Origin of the sequence: Prauserella salsuginis, assembly GCF_024648885.1 — a bacterium.
In the GTDB taxonomy this organism is placed as follows: Bacteria; Actinomycetota; Actinomycetes; order Mycobacteriales; family Pseudonocardiaceae; genus Prauserella; species Prauserella salsuginis.
Genome location: NZ_JANBBF010000002.1, coordinates 1 through 16,126 on the forward strand (window position 1 = coordinate 1; position 16,126 = coordinate 16,126).

The 16,126-nt window shown below is 70.3% G+C and carries 16 protein-coding genes; 1 reads left to right on the top strand and 15 read right to left on the bottom strand.

The genetic code is table 11. The features are described 5' to 3' along the window. The 12 genes from metK to pyrR all read right to left on the bottom strand — a co-directional run. Positions 1–812, bottom strand: an 812-nt coding sequence (metK, locus tag LY40_RS00625) for a methionine adenosyltransferase (protein ID WP_258935598.1), incomplete at its 3' end; no start/stop codon positions are given. A gap of 95 nt (positions 813–907) precedes the next feature. Next, a complete protein-coding gene (coaBC, locus tag LY40_RS00630) occupies positions 908–2,134 on the bottom strand; it encodes a bifunctional phosphopantothenoylcysteine decarboxylase/phosphopantothenate--cysteine ligase CoaBC (protein ID WP_258935599.1) in 1,227 nt (408 codons plus the stop codon). A gap of 144 nt (positions 2,135–2,278) precedes the next feature. Continuing rightward, complete coding sequence (gene rpoZ, locus LY40_RS00635; RefSeq protein ID WP_030531793.1) at positions 2,279–2,554, bottom strand: DNA-directed RNA polymerase subunit omega; 276 nt, start codon at positions 2,552–2,554, stop codon at positions 2,279–2,281. An 87-nt stretch (positions 2,555–2,641) separates the two neighbouring features. Continuing rightward, positions 2,642–3,295 carry a guanylate kinase gene (gene gmk, locus LY40_RS00640; protein ID WP_183786974.1) on the bottom strand — a complete coding sequence of 218 codons (654 nt, stop codon included), beginning with the start codon at positions 3,293–3,295 and terminating at the stop codon, positions 2,642–2,644. Continuing rightward, a complete protein-coding gene (mihF, locus tag LY40_RS00645) occupies positions 3,292–3,609 on the bottom strand; it encodes an integration host factor, actinobacterial type (protein ID WP_183658795.1) in 318 nt (105 codons plus the stop codon). Before mihF ends, gmk begins: the two co-directional genes overlap by 4 nt. 350 nt (positions 3,610–3,959) lie before the next feature. Beyond that, the gene (gene pyrF, locus LY40_RS00650; protein WP_258935600.1) at positions 3,960–4,814 is read right to left on the bottom strand and encodes an orotidine-5'-phosphate decarboxylase; all 855 of its coding nucleotides are present in this window, start codon (positions 4,812–4,814) and stop codon (positions 3,960–3,962) included. Then, entirely contained in the window at positions 4,811–8,143 is a 3,333-nt protein-coding gene (gene carB / locus LY40_RS00655; protein WP_258935601.1) for a carbamoyl-phosphate synthase large subunit, read from the bottom strand. The genes pyrF and carB overlap by 4 nt, the downstream gene beginning before the upstream one ends. Beyond that, positions 8,143–9,294: a glutamine-hydrolyzing carbamoyl-phosphate synthase small subunit gene (carA, locus tag LY40_RS00660; protein ID WP_258935602.1), complete on the bottom strand. Its 1,152-nt coding sequence runs from the start codon at positions 9,292–9,294 to the stop codon at positions 8,143–8,145. Before carA ends, carB begins: the two co-directional genes overlap by 1 nt. Next, positions 9,291–9,863 (bottom strand): PH-like domain-containing protein, encoded by a 573-nt coding sequence (locus LY40_RS00665; protein ID WP_258935603.1) that lies wholly within the window; start codon positions 9,861–9,863, stop codon positions 9,291–9,293. The genes carA and LY40_RS00665 overlap by 4 nt, the downstream gene beginning before the upstream one ends. Continuing rightward, positions 9,863–11,161, bottom strand: a complete 1,299-nt coding sequence (locus LY40_RS00670; RefSeq protein ID WP_258935604.1) for a dihydroorotase — start codon at positions 11,159–11,161, stop codon at positions 9,863–9,865. Before LY40_RS00670 ends, LY40_RS00665 begins: the two co-directional genes overlap by 1 nt. 102 nt (positions 11,162–11,263) lie before the next feature. After that, entirely contained in the window at positions 11,264–12,199 is a 936-nt protein-coding gene (locus LY40_RS00675; protein ID WP_183786969.1) for an aspartate carbamoyltransferase catalytic subunit, read from the bottom strand. Continuing rightward, positions 12,200–12,796: a bifunctional pyr operon transcriptional regulator/uracil phosphoribosyltransferase PyrR gene (gene pyrR, locus LY40_RS00680; protein ID WP_183786968.1), complete on the bottom strand. Its 597-nt coding sequence runs from the start codon at positions 12,794–12,796 to the stop codon at positions 12,200–12,202. 259 nt (positions 12,797–13,055) lie between these two features. Here pyrR and bldD point away from each other — a divergent pair, with 259 nt between their 5' ends. After that, a complete protein-coding gene (gene bldD, locus LY40_RS00685; protein ID WP_003096372.1) occupies positions 13,056–13,544 on the top strand; it encodes a transcriptional regulator BldD in 489 nt (162 codons plus the stop codon). Positions 13,545–13,933: 389 nt separating this feature from the next. On the opposite strand, the gene nusB is transcribed toward bldD, so the two are convergent. From nusB to LY40_RS00700, 3 genes are read right to left on the bottom strand one after another with little or no spacing between them, the layout of a single operon-like run. Next, entirely contained in the window at positions 13,934–14,386 is a 453-nt protein-coding gene (gene nusB, locus LY40_RS00690) for a transcription antitermination factor NusB (protein ID WP_183786967.1), read from the bottom strand. A gap of 8 nt (positions 14,387–14,394) precedes the next feature. Then, on the bottom strand, positions 14,395–14,952 hold the full coding sequence (efp, locus tag LY40_RS00695; RefSeq protein ID WP_183786966.1) for an elongation factor P: 558 nt from the start codon (positions 14,950–14,952) through the stop codon (positions 14,395–14,397). A gap of 39 nt (positions 14,953–14,991) precedes the next feature. After that, on the bottom strand, positions 14,992–16,113 hold the full coding sequence (locus LY40_RS00700) for a M24 family metallopeptidase (RefSeq protein WP_183786965.1): 1,122 nt from the start codon (positions 16,111–16,113) through the stop codon (positions 14,992–14,994). Positions 16,114–16,126 lie beyond the last annotated feature (13 nt).

Genomic DNA, 16,126 nt, shown 5'->3' on the forward strand with positions numbered 1-16,126 from the left:
GCCATCCCGCCATAGGTGTCAACAATGATCTTCCGACCCGTCAGACCCGCATCACCCATCGGACCACCAACCACGAACCGGCCCGTCGGATTGATCAGAATAGTCGGATTCTCAGCCTGCAGACCCAGATCCTCGATCTCCGGATCAATCACATACTTCTGCACATCCGCCGCAAGCTGCTTGTCCAGATCGACACCCTCAGCATGCTGCGACGAAAGCACCACCGTGTCCAACCGGACCGGCTTGTCCTTGTCGTACTCGATCGTCACCTGCGTCTTACCATCCGCACGCAAATACGGCACCGTGCCGTTCTTCCGCACCTGCGACAACCGCAACGACAACCGATGCGCCAACGCAATCGGCAACGGCATCAACTCCGGCGTGTCCGAGCAGGCATACCCGAACATCAACCCCTGATCACCAGCACCCTGCTTATCCAGATCATCCAGAGCGTTCTCCAGACGCGACTCATACGCCGTGTCCACACCCTGCGCAATATCCGGCGACTGCGCACCAATCGACACACTCACCCCACACGAAGCGCCATCAAAGCCCTTCTCCGAGGAGTCATACCCGATATCCAACACAGCCTGACGAATCAACGCCGTCGTATCGATGTTCGCCGCCGTGGTCACCTCACCAGCCACATGCACCTGACCAGTCGTCACCATCGACTCCACCGCAACCCGCGACCGCGGGTCCTGCGCCAACATCGCATCCAAAATCGTGTCGCTGATCGCGTCACAAATCTTGTCAGGATGACCCTCGGTCACCGACTCACTCGTGAACAACCTGCCCTGCACGGCGGCCACCGACTGCACCTCACCTCTCGACGACGGGAACAGCCTCACCCTATCGGCGGCATCCGCGCGTTTCCCGGTATCTGGGAAGTCGCAGGCGGCGCCGGTCACCTGCCGGGGTCGTCACCCAGCAGTCGCACCGCCGCGTCCCACACGGTGGCGGCGAGCTCGGATTTGGCGCCGAGCGGAATGCGGTCCTCGGCGCCGTCCGAGGCGAGCAGCCAGCCGGTGTTGTCGTCGGCGTCGAACGCACCGCCGTCACCGACTGCGTTGACGACGAGCAGGTCGCAGCCCTTGCGGGCGAGCTTGGCACGGGCGTGGTCGAGCACGCTGCCCGCGGCGTCGCCGGTCTCCGCGGCGAACCCGACGACGATCTGCCCCGGCCTGCGCCGTGCCACGAGCCCGGCGAGCACATCCCGGTTGCGGTCCAGCTCGATGACCGGATCGGGGTTCTCGTCGCTCTTCTTGATCTTGTGCCCGGCGGTGCCCGCTGGGCGGAAGTCGGCCACGGCTGCGGCCATCACGACGACGTCGGCATCGGCGGCGGCCGCGTCGACGGCCTCCCCCAGTTCCGCGGCCGTCGAGACGTCGACCAGGTCCGCGCCCGCCGGTTCCGGGAGCGCGTCGGTGTGGGCCGACACGAGCGTCACCCTGGCACCCCGCTGGGCCGCGACCCGGGCGAGCGCGTAACCCTGCTTGCCCGAGGACCGGTTGCCGAGATGACGCACCGGGTCGAGGGGTTCCCGCGTGCCGCCCGCGGAGACGACCACGTGACGCCCCTCCAGGTCGCGCGGCAACGCATCGCCGCGGGCGAGCAGCAGCCGCGCGACGTCGACGATCTCGCGCGGATCGGCGAGGCGGCCCTTGCCGCTGTCCGCGCCGGTGAGCCTGCCCGCGGCCGGCTCGGCGACGACCGCACCGTGGGAACGGAGCGTGGCGACGTTGTCGCGGGTCGCCGGGTGCTCCCACATCTCGGTGTGCATCGCGGGGAAGAACACCACCGGACACCGCGCCGTGAGCAGCGTGCCGGTCAACAGGTCGTCGGCGAGGCCGTGGGCTGCACGTGCGAGCAGGTCGGCGGTGGCGGGCACCACCATGACCAGATCCGCCTCCTGGCCGATGCGCACGTGCTGCACCTCGGGCACGGCAGTGAACACACCGGTGTGCACCGGATGCCCAGACAGCGCTTCGAACGTCGCCGCACCGACGAAGTTGAGGGCCGCCTCCGTGGGCACGACACGGACGTCGTGGCCGGATTCGGTGAGCCCGCGCAGCACCTCGCACGCCTTGTAGGCCGCGATGCCACCGCCGACCCCGAGAACGATCCGCTTCATGTCAGTAGGTCCTACGGCCCCGGTGGCCGCGCCGCAACGTGCGAGGCGTCACGCGAACCGGTCCGAGACGACGAAAACCGGCGACCGGCACCGTCTGGCGGTGGCCGGCATCGCCGGTTTTGTCACGTCGGATGAGCCGTCGACTCACTCGCCTTCCGTGTGCTCCAGCAGACCCGCGTGGATCTCACGGAGAGCGATCGACAGCGGCTTCTCCCGCGGTCCCGGCTCGACGAGCGGACCGACGTACTCGAGCAGGCCCTCGCCGAGCTGCGCGTAGTAGTCGTTGATCTGACGGGCGCGCTTGGCCGAGTAGACCACGAGCGCGTACTTGGAGCTGACCTTGTCGAGCAGGTCGTCGATGGGCGGATTCGTGATGCCCTCGAGCTGCTCGCTCTGCGGGCCCAACGTGAACGCGGTCACTACTGCTCCGAATCTGCGGAAGGGTCGGTGTCGGAAGTTCTCTGTCGGCCGGTGCCGGATCGGTCGGTGCCCGGAGCCGTCCCGGAGTCAGTCCGGAGCCCCGGCCGGGCCGCTGACCAAGTCTAACAACTCCTGCGCGGCGGTCTTCACATCGGCATTGACGACCTGGGCATCGAACTCGCTGGCGGCCGCGAGTTCGCGTTCGGCCTCGCCGAGCCGCGCCTGCACGGCCTCCATCGCCTCGGTGCCCCTGCCGGTGAGCCGGTCGACCAGTTCGCCCCACGACGGCGGCAGCAGCATCACCAGCTGTGCGTCGGGCATGGCCTGCCGCACCTGGCGTGCGCCCTGGAGTTCGATCTCCAGCACCGCGGGCCTGCCCTCGTCGAGGGCCTGTTCGACGGGACCACGGGGGGTGCCGTAGCAGTTACCGGCGAACTCCGCGTACTCGAGGAACTGGCCGTCGGCGACCATGGCGTCGAACGTCTCACGATCGACGAAGTGGTAGTGCGCCCCGTCGACCTCGCCCTCGCGCGGCGCGCGCGTGGTCATCGAGATGCTGAAGTAGATGTCCGGATCGAGGGCGCGCAGCTCGCCGACGACGCTCGATTTGCCGACCCCGGACGGGCCCGATACGACGGTGAGCCGGCGCCGGGCGGTCGTGCCCGACACCGGCTCACCGGATGCCCTCCGGCCGCCGCGCACGCCGGCCTGGTTCGAGCCGCGCTGTCGCTGCTCGCTCACTCGCCGCTGAACTCGGTGAGCAGCGCCTTGCGCTGCCGTTCACCGAGGCCGCGCAGACGACGGCTGGCCGCGATCTCGAGGCGCTCCATCGTCTGCTGTGCACGTACCTTGCCCACGCCCGGCAGGGCCTCCAGCAGCGCGGAGACCTTCATCTTGCCGAGCACCTCGTCCTCGTCGGCCTGCTTCAGCACATCCTCGAGGGTCGTACCGCCGCGCTTGAGCCGCTCCTTGAGCTCCGCGCGGGCGCGACGGGCGGCGGCGGCCTTCTCCAGCGCCGCAGCACGCTGTTCCTCGGTGAGCTGGGGAAGTGCCACGTTTTCCTCCGGTATTACTCAAAATTCTGGGTGGGTGTGGCGACCGTACCCACCCCTGACCTGGACTCACAATGCGGGGGTGAGCGCCGAACCCGGCCTGTGCGTGCCCGAAAATGCCCGCACACGCGGCCGATCCGCGCCCGGGTGCCGCGACTGGAGGCCGCGGCACGCCAACCCGGGAAGACCCTACCCACAGCTGTCGGCGGAGGGCGGCACAAGGCCGGAATTCCCCACCACCGAACGCCGGTGACAGTGGCACCGCGTACCCCCGCTGCGCCACTTGCACCGACAGCCTAGTGCAAGATCAACATCGGCGCGGACCAGGGCTTACATTCGCTTACGCGAACCGGTCACCCTGCCGCGGAACGACCTCCGGCCGGTCCGCCGTCCGCCAGTTCGGCCTGCACCCGGCGCAGCTCGTCACGTATCGCCGCGACCTCCGGCCCACACCGCAGCAGCGCCCGCGACGAGGCCGGCAGCACGGCGGGCAACGCGGGCCCGAACACGCCCGCGAGATCGGCCGCCGTCGCGCCCTGCGCGCCGAAACCGGGCGCCAGCACCGGCCCGTTCAGCCCGGCGAGGCGAAGCTCACCAGGGACGTTCGTCGCACCCACGACGACGCCGACGTCGCCCTGGGGTTCGGCGCCCGCGTTCCGGGCCGCTGCGTCATCCACAATGGACTGGGCCACGGTCCGGCCGCCCTCGTCCGCCCGCTGCAGTGCCTCGCCATCGGGGTTGGACGTGCGAGCGAGCACGAACACGCCCCTACCCGAGGCGGCCGCGGCCTCGAACGCCGGTTCGAGGGCCCCGAATCCCAGGTACGGCGACACCGTGACGGCGTCGGCGGCCAGCGGCGACCCGTCGGACAGGTACGCGGCGGCGTAGGCCGCCATCGTCGACCCGATGTCGCCCCGCTTGACGTCGAGCAACACGAGTGCGCCCGCATCACGGCAGGCCGCGACGACACGCTCCAGCACGGCCACCCCGGCCGAGCCGTGGGCCTCGAAGAACGCCGACTGGGGCTTGACGACCGCCACCTCGCCCGCGAGCGCCTCGGTCGCCGTCAGCGCGAACCGCTCGAGCCCACGCACGTCCACCGGCAGGCCCCACTCGGCCAGCAGCCCCGGATGCGGGTCGATACCGGCGCACAGCGGCCCGCGCGCGGCGACCGCGCGGGCCAGCCGGGCCCCGAATCGCTCGGTCACGAGCCGTCCCGCAGCGACGCCTGGAGCCGCTGCAGCGAGCGCACCCCGACGTCGCCACGGATCATCGCCTCGATGCCGTGCACCGCCGCCGACGCGCCCTGCACGGTCGTCACGCACGGGATGCCGCGCGCGACGGCCGCGGTGCGGATCTCGTAGCCGTCGATCCGGGGGCCACTGTTGCCGTACGGGGTGTTGATGACCATGTCGACGCCGCCGTCGAGGATCAGCTCGACGATGTTCGGCTCGTTCGGATCCGTCACGACGGCCGTGTCCGCGCCCTCGTGCTGCTTGCGGACCACGCCGCACGGCACCCCGTTGCGGCGCAGCACCTCGGCCGTCCCGGCGGTCGCGACCACCTGGAAGCCCAGGTCGGCGAGCCGCTTGACGGGGAACACCAGCGACCGCTTGTCGCGATTGGCCACCGACACGAACACGGTCCCGCTCGTGGGGAGCGAGCCGTACGAGCCCGACTGCGACTTGGCGAACGCCGTGCCGAACGCCGTGTCGACGCCCATCACCTCGCCCGTCGACTTCATCTCCGGGCCGAGCAGCGAGTCCACACCGTGTCCCTCGGGCGTGCGGAAGCGGTGGAACGGCAGCACCGCCTCCTTGACCGCCACCGGCGCGTCCACGGGCAGCTCGCCGCCGTCGCCCTCCGCGGGCAGCACACCCCGGCCGCGGAGGTCCTTGATCGACGAGCCGGTCATGATCAGCGAGGCCGCCTTGGCCAGCGGTACGGCCGTCGCCTTCGACACGAACGGCACCGTCCGCGACGCGCGCGGGTTCGCCTCGAGCACGTACAGCACGTCGTCCTTGAGGGCGTACTGCACGTTGAGCAATCCGCGCACGCCGACCCCGCGGGCGATCGCCTCGGTGGACCGGCGCACCTGGTCCAGGTCCGTCCTGCCGAGTGTGATGGGCGGCAGCGCGCACGCCGAGTCGCCCGAGTGCACGCCCGCCTCCTCGATGTGCTCCATCACGCCACCGAGGAACAGCTCCTCGCCGTCGTAGAGCGCGTCGACGTCGATCTCGATCGCGTCGTCGAGGAACCGGTCCACCAGCACCGGGTGTTCGGGCGTGACCTCGGTGGCACGGGCGATGTAGTTCTCGAGCGAGGCCTCGTCGTAGACGATCTCCATGCCCCGGCCGCCGAGCACGTACGACGGCCGCACCAGCACCGGGTACCCGATCTCGTCGGCGATCTGCTTCGCGCCGTCGAACGAGGTGGCCGTGCCGTACTTCGGCGCGGGCAGTCCCGCCGCCGTCAGCACGTCGCCGAACGCCCCGCGGTCCTCGGCGTGGTTGATCGCCTCCGGCGGGGTGCCGACCACCGGCACGCCGGCGTCGGCGAGCCGCTGTGCCAGCCCGAGCGGCGTCTGCCCGCCCAGCTGAACGATGACGCCCGCCACCGTGCCGGACTCCTGCTCGGCCCGCACCACCTCGAGGACGTCCTCGAAGGTCAGCGGCTCGAAGTACAACCGGTCCGAGGTGTCGTAGTCCGTCGAGACGGTCTCCGGGTTGCAGTTGACCATCACGGCCTCGAACCCGGCCTCCCGCAGCGCGAGCGCGGCGTGCACGCACGAGTAGTCGAACTCGATGCCCTGGCCGATCCGGTTGGGGCCGGAGCCGAGGATCAGCACCTTCGGCTTGTCCGGCTGCGCGACGACCTCCGTCTCGGCCGCCGGATCGGCCTCGTAGGCCGAGTAGTGGTACGGCGTGCGGGCGGCGAACTCCGCCGCGCACGTATCGACCGTCTTGAACACCGGGTGCACCCCGAGCCGCTGCCGCAGGGACCGGACCCCGTCCTCGCCGGCCAGTTCCGGCCGCAGCGCCGCGATCTGCCGGTCCGACAGTCCCGTCCGCTTGGCGCGCCGCAGCAGATCACCGGACAGCACCGGGGCGTCGCGAACCTCGGCCCCGACCTCGCCGATGAGCGCGATCTGGTCGATGAACCACGGGTCGATGCCGCAGGCGTGATGCACCTGCTCCGGACTCGCCCCCAGCCGCAGCGCCCGCTCCACGGCGTAGATCCGGCCGTCGTGCGGCGTGCGCAGTTCGTCCAGGGTGGACTCGACCGTGGCGCCCTCCGGGTCCGGCCGGGTCCAGAACCCGACGCGCTTGGTCTCCATGGACCGCATCGCCTTGCCGAGCGCCTCCGGGAAACTGCGCCCGATCGCCATCGCCTCGCCGACGCTCTTCATCGTCGTCGTCAGCTCGGGGTCGGCGCCGGGGAACTTCTCGAACGCGAACCGCGGCACCTTCACCACGACGTAGTCGAGCGTCGGCTCGAAACTCGCCGGGGTCTCACCGGTGATGTCGTTGCTGATCTCGTCGAGCGTGTAGCCGATCGCCAACCTCGCCGCGATCTTCGCGATCGGGAAGCCCGTGGCCTTCGACGCCAGCGCCGAGGACCGCGACACCCGCGGGTTCATCTCGATCACGACCATGCGGCCGTCGGCGGGGTTGATCGCGAACTGGATGTTGCACCCGCCGGTCTCCACGCCCACCGCACGCAGCACGTCGATGCCGACGTCGCGCATGTGCTGGTATTCGCGGTCGGTCAGCGTCATCGACGGCGCGACGGTGATCGAGTCGCCGGTGTGCACGCCCATCGCGTCGAAGTTCTCGATGGAGCAGACCACCACGACGTTGTCGTGGCCGTCGCGCATCAGCTCGAGCTCGTACTCCTTCCACCCGAGCACGCTCTCCTCGATGAGCACCTCGGTCACCGGGCTCTCCTCGAGACCCAGCGACGCGAGCCGCTCCATCTCGTCCTCGGTGTGCACCATGCCCGAACCGAGGCCGCCCATCGTGAACGACGGCCGGATGACGACGGGCAGCCCGACCTCGGCGACGGTCGCGCGGACCTCCTCCATCGAATGGCAAACGGCGCTGCGGGGTACGTCGCCGCCGACCTCCCGGACGATGTCCTTGAACTTCTGCCGGTCCTCACCGCGCTGGATCGCGTCGATGTCGGCGCCGATGAGTTCGACGCCGTACTTCTCCAGCACGCCGCCCTCGTGCAGCGCGACGGCGCAGTTGAGCGCCGTCTGCCCGCCGAGGGTCGCCAGCAGGGCGTCGGGGCGTTCGGCGGCGATGACCTTCTCCACGAACTCCGGGGTCACCGGCTCGATGTAGGTCGCGTCGGCGAACTCCGGGTCGGTCATGATGGTCGCCGGGTTGGAGTTGACCAGGCTGACCCGCAGGCCCTCCTGGCGCAGCACGCGGCACGCCTGCGTGCCGGAATAGTCGAACTCGGCCGCCTGGCCGATGACGATCGGCCCCGAGCCGATCACGAGCACGTGCTCGATGTCCCTACGCTTGGGCATTACCGGTGCGCCTCCTGTGCCGTGTTCGTACGGCGGCTGTGCATGAGCGAGACGAAGTCGTCGAACAGCGGGTTCGCGTCGTGCGGGCCCGCGGCGGCCTCGGGGTGGTACTGCACCGAGAACGCCGGGACGTCCACGCACCGCAGGCCCTCGACCGTGTCGTCGTTGGCGCAGTGGTGGCTCACCTCCGCGGTGCCGAACGGCGAGTCGAACCGCTGCCCCGGCTCACCCTCGAGGGCGAACCCGTGGTTCTGCGCGGTGATCGCGACGCGGCCGGTCGCCGCGTCGATCACCGGGATGTTGATGCCGCGGTGGCCGTAGCGCATCTTGTACGTGCCCAGTCCCAGCGCGCGGCCCAGGATCTGGTTGCCGAAGCAGATGCCGAACAGCGGGATCTCCCGCTGCAGCGTCGCCTTCGTCAGCTCGATCGCGTGGCGCTGCGTCTCCGGGTCCCCCGGCCCGTTGGACAGGAACACACCGTCCGCACCCACGGCGAGCAGGTCCTCCACAGTGGAGGTCGCGGGCAGCACGTGCACCTCGATCCCCCGGCGTGCCAGCTGCCGCGGCGTGTTCGCCTTGATCCCGAGGTCCAGCGCCGCGACGCGGAAGCGGGTCTCGCCGACCGCAGGCACGACGTACGGCTGCGCCGTCGTCACCTCGCCCGCCAGGTCGGCACCCGCCATGGCGGGGCTCGCGGCGACGGCCGCGACCATCTCGTCGTCGGCCACCAGTCCGTCACCGGAGAACACCCCGGCGCGCATCGCACCGTGCTCGCGGATGTGCCGGGTGAGGGTGCGGGTGTCCACATCGGAGATCCCGACGATCTCCTGCGCCGCCAGCTCCTCGTCCAGCCCGCGCTTCGACCGCCAGCTCGACGGCGTACGCGCCGGGTCGCGCACCACGTAGCCCGCCACCCAGATGCGCGCGGACTCGTCGTCCTCGTCGTTCCACCCGGTGTTGCCGATCTGCGGCGCCGTCTGCACGACGATCTGCCTGCGGTACGACGGGTCGGTCAACGTCTCCTGGTACCCGGTCATGCCCGTGCAGAAGACCACCTCGCCGAGGGTCCGGCCCTGCGCCCCGTAGGCGCTGCCCCGGAAGATCCGGCCGTCCTCGAGCACGAGTGCCGCCGGAGTGCGTGTCGCGCTCATGCCTGTGCACCTCCCACGATGCGCTCCTCGTCGCTCTCGGTCGCGGCCTCGTCCGCCGAGGCGCGTTCGACCTGTTTGATCCACTCTGGATAGACGCCGCGATCGTCGGCACGGAATCCCGTGTCGAGCTCGACGGCGCCGTCGGACTCACCCGCCTCACCGGACTCGCCCGCACGCCAGGTCACGATCAGCAGGCTGTCGGTACCCATGACCTTGCCCGCCATGCCCTTGCCCGTGGCGATGCCGGTGACGGCCTCGCGGGGAATCCAGAAGCCCGGCATGCCCTCACGATCGACGTCGATGCCGTCGTCGTGAAGGCGGAGCGTCGCCGGTCCGCGCAGCCCAGCGCCGCGGGTGACGATGCGCTCCTGCCAGTGACCCGCATACGTCGTCGCCACGTACAGACCCGGCGCCTCCAGCAGCGCCGTCCCCGGCTCCGCCGGGCGCGTGGGGAACGGAGGGATGCGCACGCTCTGCGCCCGCGCCTGTCGTCGCCAGCCCTTCCACATGCCATACACGCACAACAGCAGCAGCGCGACGAACAACAGCGTCAGCAACAGCCTGTCCATCAGTCAATCTTCCCTTCACGAGCCGTGAGCCGCCCACGCAGCAGCGTGGCCGTCACCACGGCGGGCAGTCGCATCCCTTCGTACGGCGTGTTGCCCGCGACACTCGCCAGCTCCGCACCCCGCACGGTCCATTCGGCGTCCGGATCGACGAGCGCCAGGTTCGCCGGCTCCCCCACGGCCAGGGGCCTGCCCTGGTCCGGCAGTCCCGCGATCTCCGCAGGCCGTTCGCTCATCACCCGGGCCACTCCGCGCCAGTCGAGCAGGCCGCTGCGCTCCATCGTGTGAGCGACGATCGACAGCGCCGTCTGCAGTCCCAGCATCCCGGGCCGCGCGGCGTCCCACTCGCAGCTCTTGTCCTGCTCGGCATGCGGCGCGTGGTCCGTGGCGACACAGTCCAGGACGCCGTCCGCCAGTGCCTGCCGCAGCCGCTCGGTGTCCCGCTCCGCCCGCAGCGGCGGGTTCACCTTGTTCACCGGGTCGTAGGTCTCCAGGCGCTCGTCGGTGAGCAGCAGATGATGCGGCGTCACCTCGGCCGAGACGTCCACGCCGAGCCCCTTCGCCCAGCTCAGTACGTCCACAGTACCCGTGGTCGACACGTGGCAGACGTGCAGCCGTGCGCCGGCGTGACGCGCCAGCACGCAGTCCCGGGCCACGATCGATTCCTCGGCCGACGCGGGCCAGCCCGCGTACCCGAGGCGCGAGGCCCGCTCCCCCTCGTGTGCCTGCGCCCCGTCGGTCAGGCGCGGCTCCTCCGCGTGCTGCGCGATCACGACGCCGAGCGCCGTCGAGTACTCCAGCGCACGCCGCATCAGCAGCGGGTCGAACACGCACCGGCCGTCGTCGGAGAACATCCGCACCCCGGCCTCATCGGTCGCCATCGTGCCCATCTCCGCGAGCCGCTCCCCTGCCAGCCCGACGGTGACCGCGCCGACCGGGTGCACGTCGACCAGGCCGACCTCCCGGCCGCGGCGCAGCACATGACCCGTGACGAGCGCATTGTCGGCCACCGGATCGGTGTTGGCCATCGCGAACACCGACGTGTACCCGCCCAGCGCCGCAGCACGGGACCCGGTCTCGATCGTCTCCGTGTCCTCCCGGCCGGGCTCACGCAGATGCGTGTGCAGATCGACCAGCCCCGGGAGCAGCACCTGTCCCGCCGCGTCGAGCACCTCGGCCGACTCCGGCGCCCGCACCGCTCCCCGCTCCCCGATCTCGGCGATGACCCCGTCGGCCACCAGCACGTCCACCGGATCGCCTTCGCCGTACGGCCGAGCACCCGTGATCAGAATGTCCGTCATGATGCAGCTCCTTGCGGGACACCGTCCCCTGGTGCGGCGGAAAAGTGCGGCACAGCAGCGGTCCGACCCGGTCGACCACCGCGACCGGGAACGCGTCGATGCTTAGCCATGGTGGTCTCCGTCCCCTGCCAGCAGGTGGTACAGCACGGCCATGCGCACGTGGACGCCGTTGGCGACCTGATCGGTGATCGCCGCCCGCGGACTGTCGGCCACCGGCGAGGCGATCTCCATCCCCCGTAGCATCGGCCCCGGATGCAGCACGACGGCATGCTCCGGCAGCATCGCCAGCCGCTTCTCGCTGAGGCCGTACGCGATCGAGTACTCCCGCGCCGACGGAAAGAAGGCTCCCCGCATCCGTTCGGCCTGCACACGCAGCATCATCACCGCGTCGAGGCCGGGAAGCTGGGAGTCCACATCGAACGCGGTCGTCACGGGCCACTGATCGACGCCGTGGGGCAGCAACGTGGGCGGTGCCACGAGCACGACCTCCGCCCCGAGCGTCGTCAGCAGGTGCACGTTCGAGCGGGCGACCCGGCTGTGGAGCACGTCGCCGACGATCCCGATGCGCCGTCCCTCGATGCCGCCGAGCCGCTCCCGCAGCGTCGCCGCGTCGAGCAGCGCCTGGGTGGGGTGTTCGTGCATGCCGTCGCCGGCGTTGACCACGGACGTGCGCGTGTCGGCGAGCCAGCCGGACAGCCGGTGCGGCGCGCCGGAGGCCGGGTGCCGCACGATCACGCAGTCCGCACCCGCCGCCGACAGTGTCAGCGCCGTGTCGCGCAGGGACTCACCCTTGCCGACCGACGATCCACCCGCCGACACGTTGATCACGTCCGCGCTCATCCACTTGCCCGCGATCTCGAACGACACGCGGGTGCGCGTGGAGTTCTCGTAGAACATCGTGATGACCGTGCGCCCGCGCAGCGTCGGCAGTTTGCGGACCTCGCGCCCGAGCAGGGTGCGCTTGAGCTCGTCGGCCGTGTCGAGTACCGCGGTGGCCTCGTCGCGGCCGAGCCCGTCGGTGGTGAGCAGGTGCCGCATCTACTGCCCCCTGATCAGAACGGCGTCACGGCCGTCGGTCTCGGCCAGCAGGACGGAGACCTCCTCCGTGCGCGAGGTCGGCACGTTCTTGCCCACGTAGTCGGCCCGGATCGGCAGTTCCCGGTGGCCGCGGTCGACCAGCACCGCCAGCTGCACCGCGCGGGGCCGGCCGTGGTCGCTGAGCGCGTCGAGGGCCGATCGGATGGTGCGGCCGGAGAACAGCACGTCGTCGACGAGGATCACGACCCGGTCGTCGATGCCACCGCCGGGCACGTCGGTCTCTTCCAGCGGGCGGGTCGGTTTGCGCCGCAGGTCGTCGCGGTAGAGCGTGACGTCGAGCGCGCCCGCGGGGACGGCGACGCCGGAGAACTCCTCGATTCGCGCCGCGAGCCGGTGCGCCAGCGGCGTGCCACGGGTCGGAATGCCCAGCAGCACGGGCGGCGGCGGTGGTTCGGCAGGACCGTCCGTCCCGCCGGCACCGTCGAGGGCTGTCTTCTCGATGACCTGATGCGCCATCCGGGCGATAGTGCGCGCGACGTCGCCGGCCGAGAGCAGTTCTCGCTCGGCCGGTGCCGCCGCACCACGAGGTGGTGCCACGGTGTGAGCTCCTTTCCCGCCTCACCGGACGGGTCTTTAAAGGACTGACGACCCCTACTTTCGGAGGTCCGGCACAGACGGTAGCAGCTGTTACCGGCTCCCCGAACGAGTGGTCCATCTGTGGCAAACAACTCACCGGGTGCGATGAGCTGCTTGACCTGGTGACGACAACGCGTAACCATTACTCTGAGTATTCGACTCACGAGTTCCCTGTCGGTCAGCCGGGCCGATCCGGGGCAAGGAAACGGAGAACCACCACATGGGCGATTACGCCAAGGCGCTCGGGGCGAAGCTCCGCGGTATCCGCCAGCAACAGGGCCTGTCCCTGCATGGAGTCGAGCAGAAGTCCGGCGGCCGCTGGAAGGCGGTCGTGGTGGGCTCCTACGAACGGGGCGACCGTGCCGTGACCGTCCAGAAGCTGGCCGAACTGGCCGACTTCTACGGCGTGCCTGTGGTCGAGCTCCTGCCCGAGGGACGCGTGCCGTCCGGAGCCGAACCCGCGACGAAGATCGTCATCAACCTCGAGCGGCTGCAGCAGCTGCCCGCGGAGAAGGTCGGCCCGCTCGCGCGGTACGCCGCGACGATCCAGAGCCAGCGCGGTGACTACAACGGCAAGGTCCTGTCCATCCGGACGGAGGACCTCCGGTCGCTGGCGATCATCTACGACATGACGCCCGGCGAGCTGACCGAGCAGCTCATCGACTGGGGTGTGCTCCCGCCGGAGGCCCGTCCTTCCAAGGAGGACTGACCGGGGAAAACCGCCTGCGGCCGGGGTCGGCCCAGGCGGTTTTCCCGAACGGCGCCGACCCGGTGAACGGCGCAGCTCGGCCTGCCGGTGGCTGCACCGCGGGGTGACGTCGGGGACCCGACAACGAACCCGGAGGACTGCGTTTCGGAAGGCAGCGCCGGGAGCCAACGACGCCGTGCTCCAGCGGCACTGTGATCCAACGGCGCCTTGATCCGGCGACACCGTGGCTCAACTACACCGTGCCCCAACGACACCGTGGCCCAGTGACACTGCGGCCCAACGGCTGTGACCACGGCGCGCACAGCGGTCCGGGCGGCACTGTGCTCCACAGACGCTGTGCTCCAGAGACGCTGTGCTCCACAGACGCCCAGGCAGCGGGCCGCTCGGGCTCAGAGAATCGCGCGCAGGCGGTCGGCGATGTTGCCGATCCGGCCGAGTACTCCGTTGACGAACCGCGGCGAGTCATCGGTCGACAGGTCCTTGGCCAGGCCGACCGCCTCGTCGATCGCCACGGCGTCGGGCACGTCGGCGGACCACAGCATCTCGTAGACGCCCACGCGCAGGATCGCCAGGTCGACCGGCGGCATCCGCTCGAGCGTCCAGCCCTGCGCATGCTCGGCCAGCAGCTCGTCGACCCGACCCTGATTCTCGGACATGCCTTCGATCACGGTGAACGTGTAGTCGCCGACGATGTCGACGTCGGGGCTGCCTGCATGCTCCTTCAGCACGGCCGCAGGGTCGAGTTCACGCTGCGCCGCCTCGTAGAGCAGCTCGACGGCACGCCGTCGGGCGGCGCGGCGGCCGATCTTGCCGCCGCGCCGGGACTCCGATTCCGAACTCACCGCGGTGCTCACACGCGGCCGAGATAGCGGCCGTCACGGGTGTCGACCTTGATCTTCTCGCCCTGGTTGACGAACAGCGGAACCTGGACCTCGGCTCCGGTCTCCAGCTGCGCCGGCTTGGTGCCGCCCGTCGAGCGGTCGCCCTGCACGCCCGGGTCGGTCTGCTCGATGGTGAGCTCGACCGAGGCGGGCAGTTCGACGTACAACGTCTCACCCTCGTGCTGGGCGACCTGCACCTCGCTGTTCTCCAGCAGGAACTTCGCGGCGTCGCCCACGGTCTGCGGCGGCACCGAGACCTGGTCGAAGGTCTCGCCGTCCATGAACACGTAGTCGGTTCCGTCGTTGTACAGGTACGTCATCGTCCGGCGGTCGACGTTCGCCGTCTCGACCTTCGTGCCCGCGTTGAACGTCTTGTCCACGACCTTGCCGGAGAGCACGTTCTTGAGAGTGGTGCGCACGAACGCACCGCCCTTACCCGGCTTGACGTGCTGGAAGTTCACGACGGACCAGAGCTGGCCGTCCAAGTTGAGGACGACGCCGTTCTTCAGGTCGTTGGTGGTGGCCACTGCTGTGAGTTCTCCTGATATCGGGGTCGGGCCGCGTACTTAGACGACCACGAGTTCCTTCGTGCTGAGGGTGAGGAGCTCGGGAGCTGACTCCCGCACGACGAGCGTGTCCTCGATGCGGACTCCACCACGGCCGGCGACATACACGCCGGGCTCGACGGTGACCGCCATACCGGCCGCCAGTGTACCGTCGCCGGTCTTGGCCAGACTCGGAGCCTCATGAACCTCCAGGCCGACGCCGTGCCCGAGGCCGTGCAGGAACTCCTCGGCGCGCCCCGCCCCGGCGATGACGTCCCGCGACGCCGCGTCCACCGCCGCGGTCCCCGCTCCCGGAACGGCTGCCGCGACGCCCGACAGCTGCGCGGCCTGCACCAGGTCGTAGATCTCCTGCTGCCACGCCGCGGGCGTGCCCAGCACGACGGTGCGCGTCATGTCCGAGTGGTAGCCGTCCACGGTGGCGCCGAAGTCCATCTTCACCAGGTCACCGGTGGCGAGGACCGCATCGGTGGGGCGGTGGTGTGGGATCGCCGAGTGCGCCCCCGCAGCCACGATGGACGGGAACGCCGCCCCCTCCGAGCCGTGGTCCAGCATCCGATTCTCCAGGTCGCGGGCGACCTCGCGTTCGCTGCGGCCCGGCCGCAGACCGCCGTCGGACAGCAAGCCGGCGAGCGCCTGGTCCGCCGCTGCGCACGCCCGGCGCAGCGCGTCGATCTCGAGCTCGTCCTTGACCAGGCGCAGCCGCTCCACCAGACCCGGGCTGCGGCGCAGCTCGACGTCACCCGCAGCCTCGGCCAGGCCCGCGTGCTGCTCCACGCTCACGTACTGGCTCTCGAACCCGGTGCGCCGGTATCGGGCGGGTTCGCCGGCCGCGCGCCGGGCCAGGGCGAGCGCGCTCGCCCTGTCGACGACCGTCGTCAGGTCCGGCACCTCGGAGGCGGCCTGGGTGGTGTACCGCCCGTCGGTGCAGAACACCGTGTCCGTGTCGCCTGCTGCGTGCAGCAGCAATGCCGCGTTCGAGCCGGTGAACCCGGTCAGGTAACGGATGTTGCGCAGATCGGTCACCAACAGCGCATCGAGCTCGGCGGCCTGCAGCCGCTCGGCGAGTGCGCCGCGGCGGCGCCGGTGCGCGTCGGCGTGGGTGTACGAGGACGAGTCAGACACGGCGGACAGCTTA